Genomic DNA, 18,511 nt, shown 5'->3' on the forward strand with positions numbered 1-18,511 from the left:
TTATTTAATACTTTAGCAGAATTATCCTTCCATTATTTTCAGATGAGCCAACGCTTCATCAATCGCTCTTTTTTGCTTGGTGATGACTTCTTTTATATCCTGCGGAATAAGATTATCCGAAAGTATTTCGCCAAATTCGCTAGAGAAGGCTTCTTCGATTCTGATGCATTCGGCGTAAATTCCTCTTCCGCCTTTGGTAAAAACATCTATAAGTGCAGTCCAGGTCGGATAAAAACTAGTTCCTTCAGTAGTTCCTTCATGTGGAACTCCTCCGTATTTCGTTACTAACTGTTTCAAATCTTTACCAAAACTGAAACGCATTTCAGCTTGCTCCTTAAAATATGATTTCAGCGTATGAAGGTCAATTTTCGAAGCAGCTTCTCGATACCCTTTTTCAGCATCGTAGTTTTTTGTGAGCAAATCATTTAATAAGGTTACGATCTTTTTATTTTCCATTGGTTTTTATTTTGGGTAATTAAATTTTTTTTAAAAACTACTTCATCAAATTCTTCAACCATTTTAGGGAGAAGTCCCGATGAGTACAATCTACTTCAAAAATAGCAAGATCTGATTTAAAAACAAATGATCTGGGTCAGCCTGCCTTATTAATTAAAGTTTTCCGAGATCGTTAAATCTGTAAAAAAACGCTACATTTAGAAAACGTGGTTTCATCCAATGATTGAAAGATTCCATCAAAAAAATAATGCAAGAAATTCTTAAAGATAACACCAGGGATATTTTAGATTTAATCATCCAGAATAAACCCATAAAAATAATTTGCGTTCAAATTATGAAAACCCTTGAGGCATATTTTAAGGAAGAAACTTTGTCTATAGCGCTTTTGGATCAAGAGAATAAAACCTTCAACCATCTTTCAGGCTCAGAACTGCCAAAATACATTGCTTCCAAAATTAATATTTTCCTTAAAAACGAATATGATGTAGACGATAAAAATGGTTTAGAATCATACAAGATATTTCCCATGATGTCTGCTAATGAAAAGATTTTAGGAGTAATTACAATTAGCAATATATCATCTACGGAACATTCAAAAGAGGAAAAAGATTTCATTGAAGAGATGAGCCAACTTGCAACGATCGCCATAGAAAACAATTACAATAATAAAACTTTACGACAGAATGAAATTAAGCTGACTGAATACGCGCAAAAATTAGAACAAAAAGTACAGCAGCGAACCAAAGAAGTTATGGCTACGGTTCAAAAACTTATAGTCTCCAATTTAAATCTAGAAGATCAAATACGGCTGGCTCAATTGGCAGAAAGTGAAGCGATTTCCAACAAAAATATTGCATCCAAAATTGCGAAAAATTTCCCCAACGGTTTTGTCGCCGTGATGAATAAACATGCACAGGTCATGTTTGCAGAAGGTGACGCTTTAGCACAGTTGGGAATGAAAGCCATTTTTAAAGAGGGAATGAAACTGGATGATATTTCTTTCTTTAGCCAAGGAAGAAAACAAGAGATCAAAGAAAATATAAGAAAAACTTTTTCAGGCGAGCACCTTTCTTTTGAGATTAAATATAAAAAAAGATATTTTGCCGTAAACACCGCGCCACTGGTCGATAAAAACAATATCATTACTAATGTACTTCATGTTTATAACGATATTTCTAAGCAGAAAGATATTGAATTTGCCATACAAAATGCTTTAGAAACTGAACAGGAATTGAATGATTTGAAATCCCGTTTTATTTCTATGGCCTCCCACGAATTCAGGACGCCACTGAGCGCTATCCTTACCTCAGCTATTTTAATTGGTAAACAAAATGGTCAGGGGAAAGAGGAGAAAAGGGAAAAATATCTGGCTCAGATCGAAAGAAATGTAAACAATCTCACAGTAATTCTCAACGATTTTCTTTCCCTAAGCAAACTGGAGGAAGGAAAATTAGTGGCAATTCCCGAGCGATTCGATTTGGTTTCCTATTCGGAAAAATTGGTGAAAGAGATCAATATGAATTTGAAAAAAGGTCAAATCATCAACGTCTCTAGTTTAAGTGTTGACCTTTTTGTGCAGTTAGATGTGAAATTACTTAATCATATTCTAAACAATCTTTTATCTAATGCTATAAAATATTCGCCGGAAGAATCAATTATCAATTTACATATTTCAAAAGACGAAGAAAATGCAGTCATCGAAATAACCGATCCTGGAATCGGAATTCCACTGGAAGAACAAAAGCATTTATTCCTACGTTTTTTCAGAGCGAAAAATGCGGCAAATATTGAAGGCACCGGCTTAGGTTTAAATATCGTGAAACAATATACTGAACTTATGGACGGAACCATTCAATTTAAAAGTGAAATCGACAGCGGAACAACTGTTTGGGTCTCACTACCAATACAAAACAAACAATGAAAAAAATACTAGTGATCGAGGATAATCAGGATGTTCGGGACAATACCGCTGATATTTTAGAACTCGAAGGTTTTGAAGTGACGACTGCCGAAAATGGAAAAATAGGCGTCGAACTGGCAACGGAATTACTTCCCGATGTAATTATCTGCGATATTATGATGCCGGTCCTAGACGGTTATGAAGTATTGGAAGAACTCAACAATCACCCAGAAACTTCAAGTATTCCCTTTATTTTTCTCACGGCTAAAACTGAAAGGACGGATTTGCGAAAAGGCATGAACTTAGGCGCAGATGATTATTTAACCAAACCCTTTACTGATCAAGAATTATTAGAAGCCATAGAAAGTCGCTTAAAAAAGTATGATTTTTTAAAAGAAGAATTTTCACAATCTATTTATGGCGTTTCGCAATTCATGGACGCTGCTGTAAAATATTTGGATCTAGATCACATTTCCAGCGACTACCCTTCGACAACATTCGAAAAGAAAGAGGAAATCTTCAGAGAAGGAGAAACCGCAAATCATTTATATTATATCGAAAGTGGTGTAATAAAAACATTTAAAACCACTGAAAAAGGAAAAGAATTTGTGACGGGTTTGTGCAGCGCAGGGGATTTTGTCGGGCAGTTATCGCTATTGTCTGAGACTGGAACTTACACTGAATCTGCGTCTGTGCTCGAAGATGCCGTAGTTTTTGAAATTCCAAAAATTCACTTTACAAAACTTGTACAGGAAAACCGAATAGTGGCCAATAAATTCATGAGTTTAATTTCTAATAATTTGGTAGAAGCCCAAGACCAGATCGTCAACGTTGCGTATGCAACCGTAAGACAACGCGTTGCTAAAGCACTGCTAGAAATTCACCATCAAGAAATTTTAGTATCCGAGGAAGATCCTGGAATTGGAATTTCCAGAGAAGATTTTGCCAGTTTGATCGGTACCGCTACTGAAACCGCCATTCGGATGCTGACTCAATTTAACGAAGAAGGAATCATCAGTTATGGCCCAGAAAGAAAAATTATAATTGAAGACAAAAAAGCATTAGATCATATTGTTATGTTTGGATAAAAACCTGAACATCTTTATAGATCTAATGCTTTTTTGTCTGCTCTAAATGTTTCCTAAGAAAATAATTTTGGCATTTTACTGATTAATTACTTCCTACTTTGCAATTGCATTTCAGCGCTGACTTCAATTTCTTTCTGCATTTTTTTCCTTTGTAAGGGGCAAAAAGTAAGGCGAGTCCTGCGCTCAACAAACCAACTGCTACAATTGTAATCATTGAATTTCCGGTACACTTTTTCATATTATTTTTATTTTATATTATTTATTCTTTTATAAAGGTCGCTAAAAAAAGCCTTCCTACCAATGACGCAAGTCATTAGTAGATTTAAAAAGATAGAATAATGGACGAATTTTCATTCTTAAAAAAACTCGCCCTTATTCTTTAAATTAAAACATGAACCTCCACCTCATGATGCTTTCCATCATCCAATAATGAGAAAATATTTCCTTTTCCTTTTTCATTATCCATTTTCCACCAAGAATTTTCAATATCGTTTTCCTGATAAACGGTGATGATATAAGTCGCTGTTTTGAAACGGTATTTAATCGTTACTGAAGGCCATTCTTCCGGGAAACACGGCGTCAATTTAATTTGATCAACCATGATTTCCATGCCCAGCAACGAGCCGATAATAAACTGGTTCATCCAACCCGAAGAACCCGTGTACCAAGTCCAGCCACCGCGACCACGATGGGTTTCATTAGCGTAAACATCAGCAGCCATCACATAAGGTTCAACTTTGTAAATTTCTACATCATCCTGATCTAAAGCATGATTAATAGGTTGCACCAGACTAAAAAGTTCATACGCAGTTTTCCGATCTCCAAGGGCAGCAAATGCCATCAGCGTCCAAATCGCCGCGTGAGAATATTGTCCGCCATTTTCTCGCACGCCTGGAACATAGCCTTTAATATAACCTGGATTCAAATCAGATTTGTCAAACGGTGGATCAAGAACCTGAATGATTTTCACATCTCTTTTCACCAGATATTTGTTTAAAGAATTCATCGCCTGATTTCTTCTAGCTTCCGGTGCGGCATTCGTTAAGACCGACCAACTTTGGGAAATGGCATCAATGCTGCATTCTTCATTAATTTTCGAGCCAAGCGGCGTTCCATCATCAAACCAAGCGCGCTTATACCATTCGCCATCCCACGCATTTTTTTCAATGTTGGATTGTAACTGAATGGCCTCTTCTTGACAAGTCTTGGCAAATTCAACATCGCCGTATTCAAGAGCCACGTTTTCAAAATTCGTAAGAATATCAAATAGAAAAAACGCCAGCCAAACGCTTTCGCCTTTTCCTTTATTTCCGACCTGATCCATCCCGTCATTCCAGTCACCCGAACCCATTAATGGTAAACCGTGTTCCCCGAAACGCAGACTATGTTTGATGGCGAGCACACAATGTTGGTACAAATCTGCACTTGCATGTCCATTCATCGGCAAATCATAAAGGGAATCTTCTCCTTCATGCAGCAATCTGGATTCTAAAAATCCTGTTTGCTCTTTCAAAATTTCTACATCGCCCGTCACATTTAAATATTTGTAAAGGACAAACGGTAACCACAAAAGATCATCGGAACAATTGGTTCGAACTCCACGGCCTTCTGGCGGGTGCCACCAATGCTGAACATCGCCTTCTTTAAACTGTCGAGAAGAATTTAAGAGAATTTGCTCCCGTGCGAATTCAGGTTTTGTATTCAGTAAAGAAAGAACATCCTGAATCTGATCTCTGAAACCAAATGCACCGCCCGACTGATAAAAGCCACTTCTACCAAATAACCTGGAGACAATCGTTTGGTAGGTGAGCCAGCCATTCGCCAGAAGATTCAGTGCTTCATCTGGAGTTTCGACCTGTACTGTTTGAACCAAATCATTCCAGTATGTTTTTACCAAATCAAACGATACCTGCACCTCATCTAAATCTGAAAATGTCTGAATCAACTCTATCGCTTGGGCAGTGTTTTCTCCACTTCCAATTAGGAAAACAATTTCCCTTTCTTCTCCCGGAAGTAAATTAAATTTGCCTTGTAAACCAGCGCACGTGTCGTGTCCGGCACCTACTCTTCCTCGCAAATCCTGACGCAGCATCGCTTCTGGATTAGCCAATGTTTTATTTCTGCCTAAGAACTTAGCGCGGTCAGTCGTATAACTATACTTCCCAGCTCCGATGATTTTGAAAAAGGCTACCCGATCAGCAAAAGCATCATTGTATCTATTTCTAAAGAGCAAGGCTCCGTTTTCTACGTCGTATTCCGACAAAATATGCATATTCGTTTTGGAGCGGACATTGCCCAAGACGATTTCAAGATAACCAGTGGAAGATAGTTTTCTCAATCGGTCTGTTTTATTTTTAAGGGTAAGCACGACAAATTTAATGGGTGCTTCTTTGTCCACAAAGACTTTCATTTCCGAAGATATGCCGTTCTCAATATGGTCGTATTTCGTATAACCAAATCCGTGAGTCGCGATAAAATTAGAATCACTTTTTACCGGAAAGGGCGCCGGCGACCAAAACATTCCGGTTTCTTCATCACGCAGATAAAATGCTTCCCCACTTAAATCTAGCACGGGATCATTATGCCAAGGAGTTATGCGGTATTCATGCGCATTCACCGCCCAAGTATAGGCCGAGCCACTTTCTGAAACGACTGTTCCAAGGGTCGGATTCGCAATCACGTTAACCCACGGTGCTGGCGTGGTGGAGTGCTTGCCGATCAGGATTTTATATTCTTTTCCTTCAGTCGTAAAACCACCCGTTCCGTTAAAGAACTTAAGATCTGAAGGTAATTCTAAGTTTTCCGCTTTAATTTTTTCAACTGGTTTTACGTCAATTTCAATTAAAGGTGAGGAGCCAATTTCTCTGATTTGTCCAGCAACCTGATCAGATAAAGATCCATTGCTATCGCTGATGATTATTTTGGCAACACTTTCAAATAAAGTTCGATCCTCAGAAGATATTTGATCGGTTGATTTTACATATATTTCTCCAGGTACATGACCTGTTAAAGTATTAACCGCTGAAATCATTCCCAAGATTTGATCTTGCAACTCGTGTCGGTAAGAACCATGATCTTCATTCCAAATTACCAAATCTACATTCAATCCTTTGAGTTGCCAATAGGAATGCGCCTTGATCATTTGAGAAACCAAATCGAGATTATCCATATCAAAAATCTGCAGCAAGACAATCGGTAAATCACCAGATACAGAATGACTCCAAAGGCCAGATTGACCTCTAAAATTGTTTTCAATAATGGCGGCCGGAGCGCGTAAGGCAGCGTTTGAATAAATAACAGATGAGGCTAGTTTGCCATAAAGTTGCGCCTCCGATTCGCTGGCGTTAATTTGTTTTAATAAAACCTGACTGTGCGTCCAGGAAAGATCAAGGGCACGTCTCTTTAAATTTTTGTCTCTGTATTTATGCATCAGCGCCGTACTTTCATCGCGACTTTCTGAAATTCCATAAATCAAATCAATGGTCGCCGTGCTGTAAGGCTTGATGGTAATTCGACATTTAGTCGACATTATTGGATCTAAAACCGCACCTTTATTTCCAGCTAATTGACCAACTTCCAGTGCCTGCGGATTGGCTAAAGTTCGTCCTCTGCCGATGAATTTCATTCGGTCTGTTTCAAAGGAAACTTCTTTTACTTCCGCGCCATAAGCGTCGACTAAATGGAAAAAATGCGGTGGCAATTCATCTTTAGAGCGAGGTCTTCTGGTTCCAAATATTGCCTGATGCTCTGGCTGAATTTCAGTCTGCACAAATAGATTGCTAAAGGCAGGATGCGCCTCATCAGAAGCCTGGCTTGCCAAAACGAGTTCTGTATAACTGGTAATTTCCAGCGTCTTTTCAACTTGTGAGCGGTTGGTAATCTGAATTTTTCTGATTTCTACATTATCTTCCGGAGAAACTACAATTTGGGTTTTGGTTTCGAAACCGAAATCCCATCGGTAAAACTCAATCGTGCCCAAAGAATAGACGGCCTCATAACTTTTCGATGGTTGAAGCGTAGGTTGATACGTATTTGACCAAAAGTTTCCGCTGTTTACATCTTTGATATAACAGAAAATTCCGTAATTATCTTTGATCGCATCTTCTCGCCAGCGGGTAACTGCAATGTCTTTCCAGCGGCTGTATCCGCCACCTGAATTGGAAACCATCACTTGATAATTTCCGTTACTCAATAACTGTAATTCCGGTATTGGTGTGTTTGGAGTATCGACAATTCTTAACTGTGGATCGGCTTCGGTTGTATTGGTCTCACTAATTTTAGCCGTATGAGCATAAAAAATAGACGTGGTCGGAATGCGCTCCTGCAACAATAATAAGGTCGCCTGAAAACGCAGTTCCGCCGCAAATCGATTTTGCATCGGTTTATTTAATAATACATAAGCGAAAGATAAAAAGCCCATTCCTTGGTGGTGCGCCATGTAGGAATTAAGCACCACATGCTTCTCACCACGAGGGACCCGAGTTTTAGTGTAATCAATGGCTTCGTAAAAACCATATTCTCCCTCAAAACCTTCTTCAGCCAGAAGTTTTAAATTGGAGGTTGCACTTTTTGGAGCCACCATCAAACCGAGCATACTGGCATAGGGCGCAATCACTAAATCATTCTCTAAACCTCTCTTTAATCCTAAGCCTGGAACTCCAAAAGCCTGATATTGGTAGTTGAGACTCCCATCGACACTATTGTAACCCGACTCTGAAATTCCCCAAGGAACATCCCGTGTTTTAGCATATTCTATTTGCCTTTTTACCATCGCGATGTTGGTTGCATGAAGCAAGGTATTTTCGTAAGTCGGCATTACCAACTGTGGCATTAAATATTCGAACATCGATCCGCTCCAGGATAATAGGACTGGTCCATCTTTCGAGTCGGTCAACAAACGACCTAATGAAAACCAACTTTCCTGCGGCAGCAATCCTTGTGCAATTCCAACGAAAATACCCATCCTCGCTTCGGAAGCAAGCATGTCGTAAAAACTGTCATCGCGCCTGAGTTCATCTACATTGTAACCAATCGAAAGGTGACTGGTATCTTTATCCATCAAAAATTGATAATCTACAATGCTCAATTGCTCCATTTCTTCTGCTAATTGCTCGAAAAGTTCAAGTTTTGCCGGGATATAACTTAAACCAGTTAAAAAATAATTTTCTAATTTTAGCAACCAATCCACTTCCTCATCGTCTTTCGTTTCTTCTCTGTACTGATTAATCTGCTCGAGAACTTCGTCTTTCATTTCCAAAAGAGACACATAAGAAGGATTGGTATCTAACTTTGATAAACCTGAAAATGCTTTAGGCAGAGGCAAAAGAGCTAACCAAGGAATTTGAGAATATAATTCTGTACGAATATTTTCAATTTGATTTTTTAATTTCAGAATCCATTTGCCCGATTCTTCATTTTCATCAAACCCAAATAATTGGTCAGTGAAACCGATCAGATCATCTAAATTTCTTTTGATTCCTGATAAAGAATTATTTTTTTCACGATCAGCCTCAAGGAGTAAACTCGCTATGTTTTCAATATTTTCGTTCTTTTCCTCTTTAAAAAAATCCTGTATAATTCCAATTGTGGCTTGCAGACCATTAAAGGTTTCCACATTGAAAAGAGCGTTTGTTTTAAAGGCTAAAATCCCTTGACGTAAAATTAAAAGATGCCCAACCAAGTTTCCACTATCCACGGTTGAAACATACGCAGGTCTAAGGATTGACAAGTCACGCGTATCATACCAGTTATAAAAGTGGCCTTTGAAGCGATCCATTTTATTTAAAGTTTTAAGCGTATTACTTGACCTTAAAAGAACTTCCTTCATGGTAATATATCCGAAATCGTACGCGGTAAGATTCGCCAGCAAATACAAGCCAATATTCGTGGGAGACGTACGGTGAGCGATAATCGGATGTGGGTGATTTTGATAATTATCAGGTGGTAGCCAATTCTCAGTTTCGTTCACAAACAGTTCAAAAAAGCCCCAGGTTTTTCGGGCTGCTTTGTGTAGAAATACTTTATCCTGTACTGAAATATCAGGCGCTTCTTCTTTTTCCGTCAAACTCAATCGCCACGCAATTGCCGGTGAAACAAACCATAAGATAAGGATAGGAATCGCCACAAATAGGGCGGGTGCGTTTCCGTAAATTAATGAAAATAAACAAATTAAGGCCAGCGCAGGGCCAATCCACATTTTTTGAAACAAGTAGGAAATACTATTTTTTGACTGTGGTGAAACTGCGGCCGAGGGCGTCCATTCCAATAATTTTTTACCACTGAAAAGCATTCTCCAGGTAGTTCTTATAATTGCATCTGAAAATCGGTAGGCTTCGTAAGGCAAGACTGCAAGACCAAACATAAAACGCAGCAGCACTTCCTTTACCGTATTACCTACTTCAGAAATATGGGCTTTGTAGTTCAAATCTTCGGGGCGACGGAATAGCTGCAGAAATGCTGCCGCCATTACAGGCAAGGAAATAATTAGCGTAACAGCCAAAGTCCAAAACCAGGGATGAGGTAAAACCGACCACCCCAGAATTAGAATTGATAATAAAGATATCGGCAGTAAACTTCTACGCAGATTGTCAGTTATTTTCCAACGAGCGAGAAGAGACAGTTTATTACGGACGAGCTTGCCAGATTTATTTTTGACAAAGGGTAAAATCCAGGCGGCTATTTGCCAGTCACCTCTGATCCAGCGATGCTGCCTTTTTACATCAGCCTCATAATTCGACGGATCATCTTCATACAAAACAACATCGCTCAGTAAGCCAGACCGCACATAACTTCCCTCCAATAAATCATGGCTAAGGATTCGGTTTTCGGGAAAACGATCACCTAAAACTTTTTCAAAAATATCCACCGCATAAATTCCTTTTCCGATAAAAGATCCTTCTCTAAAAAGGTCTTGATAAACATCGGAAGAAGCGCGGGTATAAGGATCGATCCCGTTCATATCTCCTTGTAAACGGAGGTATAATGAAGTTTTATCTTTAGGAAAATTGGACGCAATTCTCGGTTGTAAAATTCCGTAACCTTCTACTACTCTATTTTTACTTTGGTCGTAAACTGCGCAGTTTAAAGGATGTGCCATCGTCGCGATTAATTTCCAGGCTGCCTCTCTCGGAAGTTGGGTATCAGAATCGAGGGTTATGACATATTTAATATTTTGGAGAATAGTAAAGTCGCCTATAATCCGGCTAAAATCAGCAGTTATCCCTTTTGTAATTAAGGTATTTAAAGCAGAAAGTTTTCCTCTTTTACGCTCGTAGCCGATCCATTTACCTTCTTTTGGATTCCATTTTCTAGGTCGATGGAAAAGGTAAAATAGGTCTGGTTGCCTGGTCTGGGAATATTTATCGTTGAGGTGTTGAATGCTTTCAATCACCAAATCAAGAAATGAATCGTCGGTCGGCATTATTTCCGTCACCGCATCTGTAAAATCGGTTAAGAGACTGAAGTGTAAGTGCTTTTCACGGTTGGCTAAAAATCGTATTTCGAGCGCTTCAACATCTTCTTCAATTCCCTTTTTGCTGGAGAGCATGGTGGGAATCGTGACGAGCGTACGATATTCGGCAGGGATTCCTTTTGAAAAATCTAGCCTTGGTAAAATTTTAGGGGTAACCCAAATTGTGGCAAGCCAGTTGGAGAAAGAAATTGCCAGATGAGCACCGCCAGCAAGAGATAGCAGAACCATCAAAGCAAGAAATTTCCAACTAAAAACTCCTGTCGCTGAGGCTACCGAGAACAGTAGAAAAGCGATTGATAAAGTAAAAATTGAAATCAAAGTCAAGTAAATAAAAACTGGATTTTTCGCCAGGAAACTGGTCAAACTTTGCTTAGCATTAAAGCGAGTCTGCGAAACTTTCTTTAATTGATCGAAACCTTTATCAATCAAATAATAGCCAACATACTGTCTTCTTGGATCACCGGAAGAACTGGATTCTTTAGATAAGTCAACCGCTTTTTCTGCAATTTCAGCTTCGGAGAGTGGGCTGTGCAGGGCAATCGTTTCGATGACGTGTCGATATCGATCACGCGTGGCAAAATCTAATTTAGAATACGTGTTGGTGATATCTTTCTTTAAAATTTGCTCTACGATACTACAGGTCTCAACGAATTTCCGCCAGTCATTGGTGCCACTAAATCTTAAAGTTTCAATAGAATTTTTAACAGAGACTTGATCAGCAGCTTGTTTTTGGTTTTCATTCCAGATCAAATCCTTTCCATTTAATCCGTCTTTAGACAATCTTTGCTCTAACCAACTCAAGGGAAGCGCAAAAGCGGGACCTTTACCTTGAAGTTTGCGCGTAAACTTCGCCACAAAAGCACTATTAAAAATCACATTCGCTCGAGCCATATCAGCAATGATCAACATTAAATCCGCCGGATCCTCGCTCACTGTTTCGATGATTTGCTCGCTCCAGTACACGGCAATATTATTATCAATCATATCAACCGCTGTTTTTTCAGCAATCCTTCTAAGGTTTTCGATAATGGCGAGTTTCATCATGATGGGAATTGCCCACAACTCCCCTAAAGTCAACGTTTTTTCTGATTGATAGGCTAAAGTATAAGCAGTTAAACCGCCCGAATCAATGCGGCCATCACTGTGCGAAATTATTTCTAGAACAAGGTCATAAACACGAGGCATACTCTCAGAATTCCCGTTGGCCAAATAGGGCAAGCCTTCACTGTATTTTTTGGGGAAATGTTTTCTAACGGTAACGATTTGTTCTTCTATCAAATAGAAATTATCCAACAGCCATTCGGCCGCAGGCGTAACCGAGTGACCTGCCCGAATACTTTCTACCAGCAAATCCCTTACTTCCACTAAGATTTTCTGGTTATCATCTAGCCTTTGTAAGAGTTGGTCTTTTCGTTTGCCTTTTAGCAATTGATGAGAACGCGCCACGGTGCCAGCGTGCGTTTTCATTTGATTAAAATTATATAATTCGGAACGTATCGGATCTTCCGACGTCATATTTGAAAAAGAGTTGCTCTTTTGAAAATAGTCACGCATCCGAGATAGCATTTCGAAAACGGTAGTTTTTTTAATCATTATATTTAATTTATAAAATGTTTCTGGATGAAAGAATTACTAATATTTATTTGATAGTTTATATAGTGTCGTTCGATTCAAGTCAAAAGGTTCGTTGTATTTTAAATCGGAAATTAGATTCGTACTTGATGGCAGGGATTATTGAAAGCAATAATCTTACTCCAGAAACCTGAAAATATTTTTTTTGAGCTCGGCGTATACGTCTCTTTGGGTTTCCATGCGATTCCGTAACTCAATATGCTTTTCAGATAAAACTGAATTCTCTCTTAGATCATTTGAGTTATTAAGCGATGATATGCGCATTTCCTTTTGCTCAATGGATTCCAGCAAATCCTCGATGACTCCGCCATGATAAATAAATTGTTTTTGATAATACCCAACTTCTGCTAGTTCTTCCTTATCTGCCCACCGGGTTATCAATTCGCTAAGTTTACTGTTGAATGATTCGAGTTCGTTTTTCCAAAAAGAGATTTCACCTTTCCATCGCTGGTGTTCAAACTCCATATTATCGCTGTTTAAAAATGGTTTTTCCATGATTTCATCTGCTTAGATCAAGCCTTTTTTTTCCACTAATTTTTAGGAGGTCTAATTTCATCTTGTGTATTCTTTTCTGTTTTAAATCAAATGATAGGACAATCACGAGTTATCTTTAGAATTTCACTATTTTCAAAGATATATTGAACTGATCGCATTTCAAATGATCTTAGTCAGTTGCATCGTAATTCTCAGACATTACTATTCGACCATCCTCAAAAAAATGAATTATCCGCGGACTGACGGTGGTCATTTTGATTTAATAAGATTAAGGCTATGTTTGAAGTAATAGAAAATTAATTTTTTAATCACTAATAAATCAAAGTCTTAAGTAACAATCTTATGTTGCTTCCCAATAGCAGTGATGTAAATCTAAAAATCTGTTAACGCAGATGACTTGGTGACAAGTGCCTGGTAAATTATGGAGCCTTGCTATGAATGAAATCATCGACAAAGCTTGTGATCACTTCCAACAGGCGAAGGGAAATGAACTCGGAAGTAATTTCATCAATAAAGTTTGCTGTCAAAATAACGGGTGATGCGGGAACCATTGAAAAAGGTGACTTAGGTAATCATAAGATCGATGACTTACTGGATGATTTGGGAGAAATGGTTACTAAAATGGGCGGCAACGTAATGGTGATTCCACAACATAAGATGCCAACTGAGACTGGTGTTGCCGGAGTGTACCGTTAGTAATCTATTCGTAGGAAAATTTAACATTAAAAAAAGTAAAGAATGGAAATTATTATCAATACAGATAGCAATATTGAGGGAACTGAGGAATTAAGAACGCGCTTGGGCGTTACAATCGCGACTGCTTTGGACCGATTTAGCACTCATTTAACGAGGTTAGAAGTGAAACTCAGCGATGAAGATCGCGATAAGAAAAGTGAAAATGATAAGAGGTGCGTACTCGAAGCGCGCCTTGAAAGGAATGCAACCGTTGGTCGTAACAGGTTCGGGACACTCTGTTGACAATGCGGTTGATGCCGCGATAGGAAAAATGAGATCATCGCTTGATTCCATGAAGGGGCGATTGAAAGACTTTTAGTATCCGACCTTTTAATGATCCGGTGCAAGTATTTAGATTGGAAAAGGTTGATTTTAGTACAACTAAAAAATGAAAATGAGAATAAAAACTTTGGTAACAGTGGCATTCGCAGCAATTGCGGTGATTATGACCTTAATAAGTTGCGATAAACATGAAAATGTTCCTGCTGCTGAATTCCCGGTTGAAATAACTAAATATGTTTCCGCGCACTTTCCGGCCAGTTCAATAACGGAGATTGTTAAAGTGGTTCCCTCGTCTGATTTTCCTAAAATGGTTACAGATTTATTTTCAACTCATGCCAGACCCAGCTCGACTACCCGGCGCATAGCCCGAAAAGATGAGTTGATCGGGATCTACGATGTCAATTTGTCGGGGAATACTGCTTTAAAATTCAATTGCAGAAAAGAGATTATTTGCATTAGCAGCACGTCACAATTACCAGAGGGTGTTACTCCAGAACAAATCAATAATTATGTTTCAGAAAATTTTTCAAATAATTTCATTCTCGATTGGAAACTGACTAAAAAAAATCAAGCTATCAAGCTTAATAACGGACAAATCTTACATTTTAATATGAATGGTGATTTTTTGAAATCTACCGGACAGAAATAGGCGTAGTAGATGGAAATAACTAGGGAGTTTAAGATTTTAAAATTTCACCTTGTACATTAAGATCTTTGAATTGGTATTTAATTATAAAGTCACAAACTGCCGCATCTTTTAATAAATTAAATTTACAATTAAACCATCTACAAAAACCACTTTAAATAACTGAAATTAAAAAGACAGGAACTTTTGGTTCCTGTTTTTATTTTCAATCTTTATCAAAAAAAAAAATTCTCTGATTTTTGTTACATATCCAACGTCTGTTCACCTCCACCATTAATGAAAATCACTTGACCACTGGTCCAGCTGGATATTGGGGCGGCAATATTTTAACACCAAAATAGAATTTAATCATCTAAACTTATTAAAAACAAAGCAAAAAAAACGTTATTTGTAATAACTTAAAAAGGATGGGTGCAGCAGAAAATATTATTATAAAATTAGCCAGCCTACATGATGTAGAGGGAATCGTAAAACTTCAATCTAAAAATCAAAAATCAGAAGGAGGAACTTTGTCAGGCGAATTAGATGCAAATCAAATTCAAGAAATGATGAAAGATATGCCTCAAATTGTGGCTTTGGTAAATGAAGAAATTGTAGGTTTTCTTTTGACAACATCACAAGCTGTACATAAAAAAAGGAAAGTCTCAATTGTTGATGCCATGTTTACATCGTATCCAGGAAATATGGATTCATACATTTACGGTCCTGTTTGCGTTGATAAAACACAACGAGGAAAAGGCTTAGCACAACTTATGTTTCAAGAACTTTTACGTCAAGAACCAAATCGGGAAGGAATTCTCTTTATTCAAAATGATAATGAAGCTTCGTTAAGAGCTCACGAAAAAATGGGGATTAAAAAAGTAAGTAGTTTTAATTTTAATGATAAAGATTATTATGTATTCACCTATTAATTTTCATCGATCGATGGCATAGCTTGTAATACTTAGGATTTCTATAAATCAAAGAGAAGTTCCTTTAGATTTTTTTGACATCAAATTTCGTTTCTGAGAATTATTAAATTTTGTATCTAATCCTTGCCAACAGCTATACTAAATCGTTATTCGTGATGTATAATGGTATTAGGATTATCCTCCAAAAATTGCTTTGCTTTCTTTTTAAAGAACATAGCCTCTTCATGCGATTAAATTATATTCACCGTTACTCCAATTTCCTTCTACGGTCTTTTTTAAAATAATTCCTTTGTCTTGCAAAGGCAGAAAAATTTCGCCATTATTATTTTTATTATCAAATAAAATATAGCAAATATTTCCTTTAGTTGATGCACCATTTTCTAAAGGATTCAGTTGAATGTTTACAGTAGATAGTTCTAAACAGGAATGTTTCAAATTGGAAAAGCTTTGTCCATTTTTAAACAAACAATCTGCCACTCATTTTGCACAATCTACTTTTAATAAAGGTGTTGTAGAGGTATATTTAATCGTATTTACATCTTTAAATTTAGTGCCGCTGTCATCTAAATCTCCATAACCTTCGATTAATTGGTTATCTTTAAGTTCGTAAGCAACTTCTCTGGAACTTGAAGTTCCTTCTGAATCAAAAGTGTAAGTACCAATCAATTTATCGCCATTTAGTTTACCAACGAAAGTTCCTTTGTTAGAATCTTTACCGGAATATGCAGTAGCTAAATTTGCAGTTACCTCGTCTGCAACTTTGGTAATTTCCATTTTCACGTTATTTCCGTCTTTGATATATTCATAACAACCTGGCTCCAGAACCGCAGTTGTAGTTTCGGATATTACGGGGTTTTCTGTTGCAGTTTCTGGTGCAGTCTCTGTTGCAACTTCGGTTTTTTTATCATTCTCACATGCGATCGTAGTAAGCGCAAACAGTGATAGGAACATTAATTTTTTCATAATTATTATTTTTTAAATTGTTTTTTATTAATCTATTTTTTTAAATATTAACATTAATCCTGAAGGATTAGAAAGCCAAAGTCGGTTAACTTCTATTTTGTAAGTTGTTGTACTTTTCAGGGCTTTTAGAAAAGCATTTTCTTGGTTATTCGGATCGCACATCATTTTTGTAGTTGCAACATCTGTAAATCGCAGTAAACCCTTTTCATAAAAAAGTTTGCCGTTCATTGTGTTGCATCCTGAAAATCCAGAAAAGGAATTAGTTGCTGAGTTTATTTCCATAGAAGGCAACTTGTTTTGGAAATTTTTTGATTCCACTTTATTTCCATCAAGTGTTTCTAAAACCCAAATATCGTTTAACCGATAATCGGTAACATAATTGCCACAACCTTTCAGTTTTTGCAGTTTAGCTGCAGCATACTTTTGATACTCGACTGAAACGGAATAAGGTGAATTTTTTCCTGACATCTTATCGGTGCAGTTATTTTGAATAATTTGAATGCTAAGAGTGCTTTCCCCTACTTGTGTTCTATACAATTTCACATTATGATCTGCTGCTCGGATTGCATCAACGGACGGAGTTACAATAGAATCAGTAATTGTTTTTAATTTAATATCTGCATCTGAGATTTCCACATTCCAGAAAGGTTCATTTCCTGATCCTTTAAAGTATATATCTTGAGAAGTACTTACGGAAGTCTCAGAAGATTTTGATTCAGATATTCCCGGATTTTCAGCAGGACTTTTTGTAATGACACTACAGGAAATACTGGAAACCATTAGAATGAAGAAGTTGAAAATGGTGAAGATTTTCATCGGCCAAGTGCTCTTTTAAACCTCATCATGGGAACATCATTCATCATTAAATTTAACTTTCCATTGGCGTCAATACTGTACTTATTGATTTTTTTCATCGTATTTCGGAAAACCTGTTCTCCTTCGCCGCAAAACATCATGGTCGACATTCCTGGTTCGCCAAAAGAAATGGTATTTCCCGCCATTTTATAATCTGCAGAATATCCGTTGCAACCACTGTTTCCAGAAACATTCATCGTTAAAGGATTGAAAGTGATTTCCGGTTTTTTATCCGGATATAATCCTTCAAAAGCGATTCTAGGTCCTGTAATATATTCGAGCTCCCATGGAGTTGTACCCAGTTGATTTTTCACGGGCATAATGGACGACATACAGGAAACAATTACTAATGTTACCGCGACTAGTAGTAAGACACTTAACTTTTTCATAATTTTTTGGTTTTTAGATTAAGGATATAATTTCCTATAATTTTAAGCATTAAGAATATAGAAATAGTAAAAATTAAAATAAATAAACTGTTATATAAAACTTGATCAAATCCAATTTGATCTCTGTTAATAAATGGATACGGATAATAATGAGAAAAATACCCTGTTGTCATTATCAAAATTAGATAAACAACCGGATATAATAGCCATTTAAAAAGAGGTTTCATTTGCAGATTTTCTTTTTGAACGTTCATTAACCAGTATCCCAACATAAAAAGAGGAATAAGGGTATGTAATAATTCATCCACGATCATTTGAAGTCCTGTTGGATGCCATGTTTTTCTTAAGATAAACTGATATACCAAACCAACGATGAGTATGAATGTAGTAACGGCCGTTAGTGAACCTTTAGAGCGAAATAAATTAAAAAAAAATCCTTTTAAATTACAAACCTTTGCAGTGAAAAACAGTGCCACTAAAATATTGGTCAAAATCGTAAAGAAACTAAAAAAGCGAATAATGGTTTCGGAAATATCCGCTTGCCTATTTTGTATCATTAATATAAATTGCGCACCAACACTTATCCATCCCAAAGAAAACCCGATGAATTGAAAGGTTTTTTTTGCACTTGTAGATTTATTCATGTAGAGCATTAAATTTTTAAACGAATACAATATTTAAAAAAACA

General features: G+C 37.2%; 15 protein-coding genes. 6 read left to right on the top strand and 9 right to left on the bottom strand.

Annotation, left to right across the window (positions count from 1 at the left end):
* Positions 1–21 precede the first annotated feature (21 nt).
* Positions 22–456 carry a PA2169 family four-helix-bundle protein gene (locus BMX49_RS12315; RefSeq protein WP_034719672.1) on the bottom strand — a complete coding sequence of 145 codons (435 nt, stop codon included), beginning with the start codon at positions 454–456 and terminating at the stop codon, positions 22–24.
* 334 nt (positions 457–790) lie between these two features.
* On the opposite strand from BMX49_RS12315, the gene BMX49_RS12320 reads away from it, so the two are divergent.
* Together BMX49_RS12320 and BMX49_RS12325 are read left to right on the top strand one after the other, a co-directional pair.
* Positions 791–2,377, top strand: coding sequence for a sensor histidine kinase (locus BMX49_RS12320; RefSeq protein WP_170166238.1), 1,587 nt, complete (start codon positions 791–793; stop codon positions 2,375–2,377).
* The gene (locus BMX49_RS12325) at positions 2,374–3,444 is read left to right on the top strand and encodes a response regulator (RefSeq protein WP_034719669.1); all 1,071 of its coding nucleotides are present in this window, start codon (positions 2,374–2,376) and stop codon (positions 3,442–3,444) included. Before BMX49_RS12320 ends, BMX49_RS12325 begins: the two co-directional genes overlap by 4 nt.
* Positions 3,445–3,526: 82 nt before the next feature.
* On the opposite strand, the gene BMX49_RS14625 is transcribed toward BMX49_RS12325, so the two are convergent.
* The 3 genes from BMX49_RS14625 to BMX49_RS12335 all read right to left on the bottom strand — a co-directional run bounded on the left by BMX49_RS14625 (position 3,527) and on the right by BMX49_RS12335 (position 13,042).
* Positions 3,527–3,682: an LPXTG cell wall anchor domain-containing protein gene (locus BMX49_RS14625; RefSeq protein WP_126337143.1), complete on the bottom strand. Its 156-nt coding sequence runs from the start codon at positions 3,680–3,682 to the stop codon at positions 3,527–3,529.
* 141 nt (positions 3,683–3,823) lie between these two features.
* On the bottom strand, positions 3,824–12,508 hold the full coding sequence (locus BMX49_RS12330) for a glycoside hydrolase family 94 protein (protein ID WP_034719666.1): 8,685 nt from the start codon (positions 12,506–12,508) through the stop codon (positions 3,824–3,826).
* A gap of 156 nt (positions 12,509–12,664) precedes the next feature.
* Positions 12,665–13,042 (bottom strand): hypothetical protein, encoded by a 378-nt coding sequence (locus tag BMX49_RS12335; protein WP_034719664.1) that lies wholly within the window; start codon positions 13,040–13,042, stop codon positions 12,665–12,667.
* A 486-nt stretch (positions 13,043–13,528) separates the two neighbouring features.
* On the opposite strand from BMX49_RS12335, the gene BMX49_RS12340 reads away from it, so the two are divergent.
* The 4 genes from BMX49_RS12340 (at position 13,529) to BMX49_RS12355 (ending at position 15,616) form a co-directional block, all read left to right on the top strand.
* Complete coding sequence (locus tag BMX49_RS12340) at positions 13,529–13,738, top strand: hypothetical protein (protein ID WP_034719662.1); 210 nt, start codon at positions 13,529–13,531, stop codon at positions 13,736–13,738.
* A gap of 175 nt (positions 13,739–13,913) precedes the next feature.
* Entirely contained in the window at positions 13,914–14,096 is a 183-nt protein-coding gene (locus BMX49_RS14805; RefSeq protein ID WP_034719661.1) for a hypothetical protein, read from the top strand.
* Positions 14,097–14,171: 75 nt separating this feature from the next.
* Entirely contained in the window at positions 14,172–14,708 is a 537-nt protein-coding gene (locus tag BMX49_RS12350) for a PepSY-like domain-containing protein (protein WP_177169193.1), read from the top strand.
* 404 nt (positions 14,709–15,112) lie between these two features.
* Complete coding sequence (locus BMX49_RS12355; protein ID WP_081864365.1) at positions 15,113–15,616, top strand: GNAT family N-acetyltransferase; 504 nt, start codon at positions 15,113–15,115, stop codon at positions 15,614–15,616.
* A gap of 222 nt (positions 15,617–15,838) precedes the next feature.
* Here BMX49_RS12355 and BMX49_RS12360 read toward each other — a convergent pair whose 3' ends face one another.
* The 5 genes from BMX49_RS12360 to BMX49_RS12380 are packed head-to-tail and all read right to left on the bottom strand — an operon-like array spanning position 15,839 to position 18,467.
* Positions 15,839–16,093, bottom strand: coding sequence for a hypothetical protein (locus tag BMX49_RS12360; protein WP_034719658.1), 255 nt, complete (start codon positions 16,091–16,093; stop codon positions 15,839–15,841).
* On the bottom strand, positions 16,094–16,579 hold the full coding sequence (locus tag BMX49_RS12365) for a hypothetical protein (RefSeq protein WP_051803737.1): 486 nt from the start codon (positions 16,577–16,579) through the stop codon (positions 16,094–16,096).
* Positions 16,580–16,606: 27 nt separating this feature from the next.
* Complete coding sequence (locus tag BMX49_RS12370) at positions 16,607–17,395, bottom strand: META domain-containing protein (protein ID WP_034719656.1); 789 nt, start codon at positions 17,393–17,395, stop codon at positions 16,607–16,609.
* The gene (locus BMX49_RS12375) at positions 17,392–17,823 is read right to left on the bottom strand and encodes an META domain-containing protein (RefSeq protein ID WP_034719653.1); all 432 of its coding nucleotides are present in this window, start codon (positions 17,821–17,823) and stop codon (positions 17,392–17,394) included. Before BMX49_RS12375 ends, BMX49_RS12370 begins: the two co-directional genes overlap by 4 nt.
* Complete coding sequence (locus tag BMX49_RS12380; RefSeq protein ID WP_034719651.1) at positions 17,820–18,467, bottom strand: Pr6Pr family membrane protein; 648 nt, start codon at positions 18,465–18,467, stop codon at positions 17,820–17,822. The genes BMX49_RS12375 and BMX49_RS12380 overlap by 4 nt, the downstream gene beginning before the upstream one ends.
* Positions 18,468–18,511 lie beyond the last annotated feature (44 nt).

Origin of the sequence: Kaistella antarctica, from assembly GCF_900109615.1 — a bacterium.
GTDB lineage: Bacteria > Bacteroidota > Bacteroidia > Flavobacteriales > Weeksellaceae > Kaistella > Kaistella antarctica.

Excerpts from the sequence above, each read along its gene's own strand:
- BMX49_RS12315 (WP_034719672.1), bottom strand. The coding sequence starts at position 456 with ATGGAAAATAAAAAGATCGTAACCTTATTAAATGATTTGCTCACAAAA.
- BMX49_RS12320 (WP_170166238.1), top strand. The coding sequence starts at position 791 with ATGAAAACCCTTGAGGCATATTTTAAGGAAGAAACTTTGTCTATAGCG.
- BMX49_RS12325 (WP_034719669.1), top strand. The coding sequence starts at position 2,374 with ATGAAAAAAATACTAGTGATCGAGGATAATCAGGATGTTCGGGACAAT.
- BMX49_RS14625 (WP_126337143.1), bottom strand. The coding sequence starts at position 3,682 with ATGAAAAAGTGTACCGGAAATTCAATGATTACAATTGTAGCAGTTGGT.
- BMX49_RS12330 (WP_034719666.1), bottom strand. The coding sequence starts at position 12,508 with ATGATTAAAAAAACTACCGTTTTCGAAATGCTATCTCGGATGCGTGAC.
- BMX49_RS12335 (WP_034719664.1), bottom strand. The coding sequence starts at position 13,042 with ATGGAAAAACCATTTTTAAACAGCGATAATATGGAGTTTGAACACCAG.
- BMX49_RS12340 (WP_034719662.1), top strand. The coding sequence starts at position 13,529 with ATGAACTCGGAAGTAATTTCATCAATAAAGTTTGCTGTCAAAATAACG.
- BMX49_RS14805 (WP_034719661.1), top strand. The coding sequence starts at position 13,914 with ATGAAGATCGCGATAAGAAAAGTGAAAATGATAAGAGGTGCGTACTCG.
- BMX49_RS12350 (WP_177169193.1), top strand. The coding sequence starts at position 14,172 with ATGAGAATAAAAACTTTGGTAACAGTGGCATTCGCAGCAATTGCGGTG.
- BMX49_RS12355 (WP_081864365.1), top strand. The coding sequence starts at position 15,113 with ATGGGTGCAGCAGAAAATATTATTATAAAATTAGCCAGCCTACATGAT.
- BMX49_RS12365 (WP_051803737.1), bottom strand. The coding sequence starts at position 16,579 with ATGAAAAAATTAATGTTCCTATCACTGTTTGCGCTTACTACGATCGCA.
- BMX49_RS12370 (WP_034719656.1), bottom strand. The coding sequence starts at position 17,395 with ATGAAAATCTTCACCATTTTCAACTTCTTCATTCTAATGGTTTCCAGT.
- BMX49_RS12375 (WP_034719653.1), bottom strand. The coding sequence starts at position 17,823 with ATGAAAAAGTTAAGTGTCTTACTACTAGTCGCGGTAACATTAGTAATT.
- BMX49_RS12380 (WP_034719651.1), bottom strand. The coding sequence starts at position 18,467 with ATGAATAAATCTACAAGTGCAAAAAAAACCTTTCAATTCATCGGGTTT.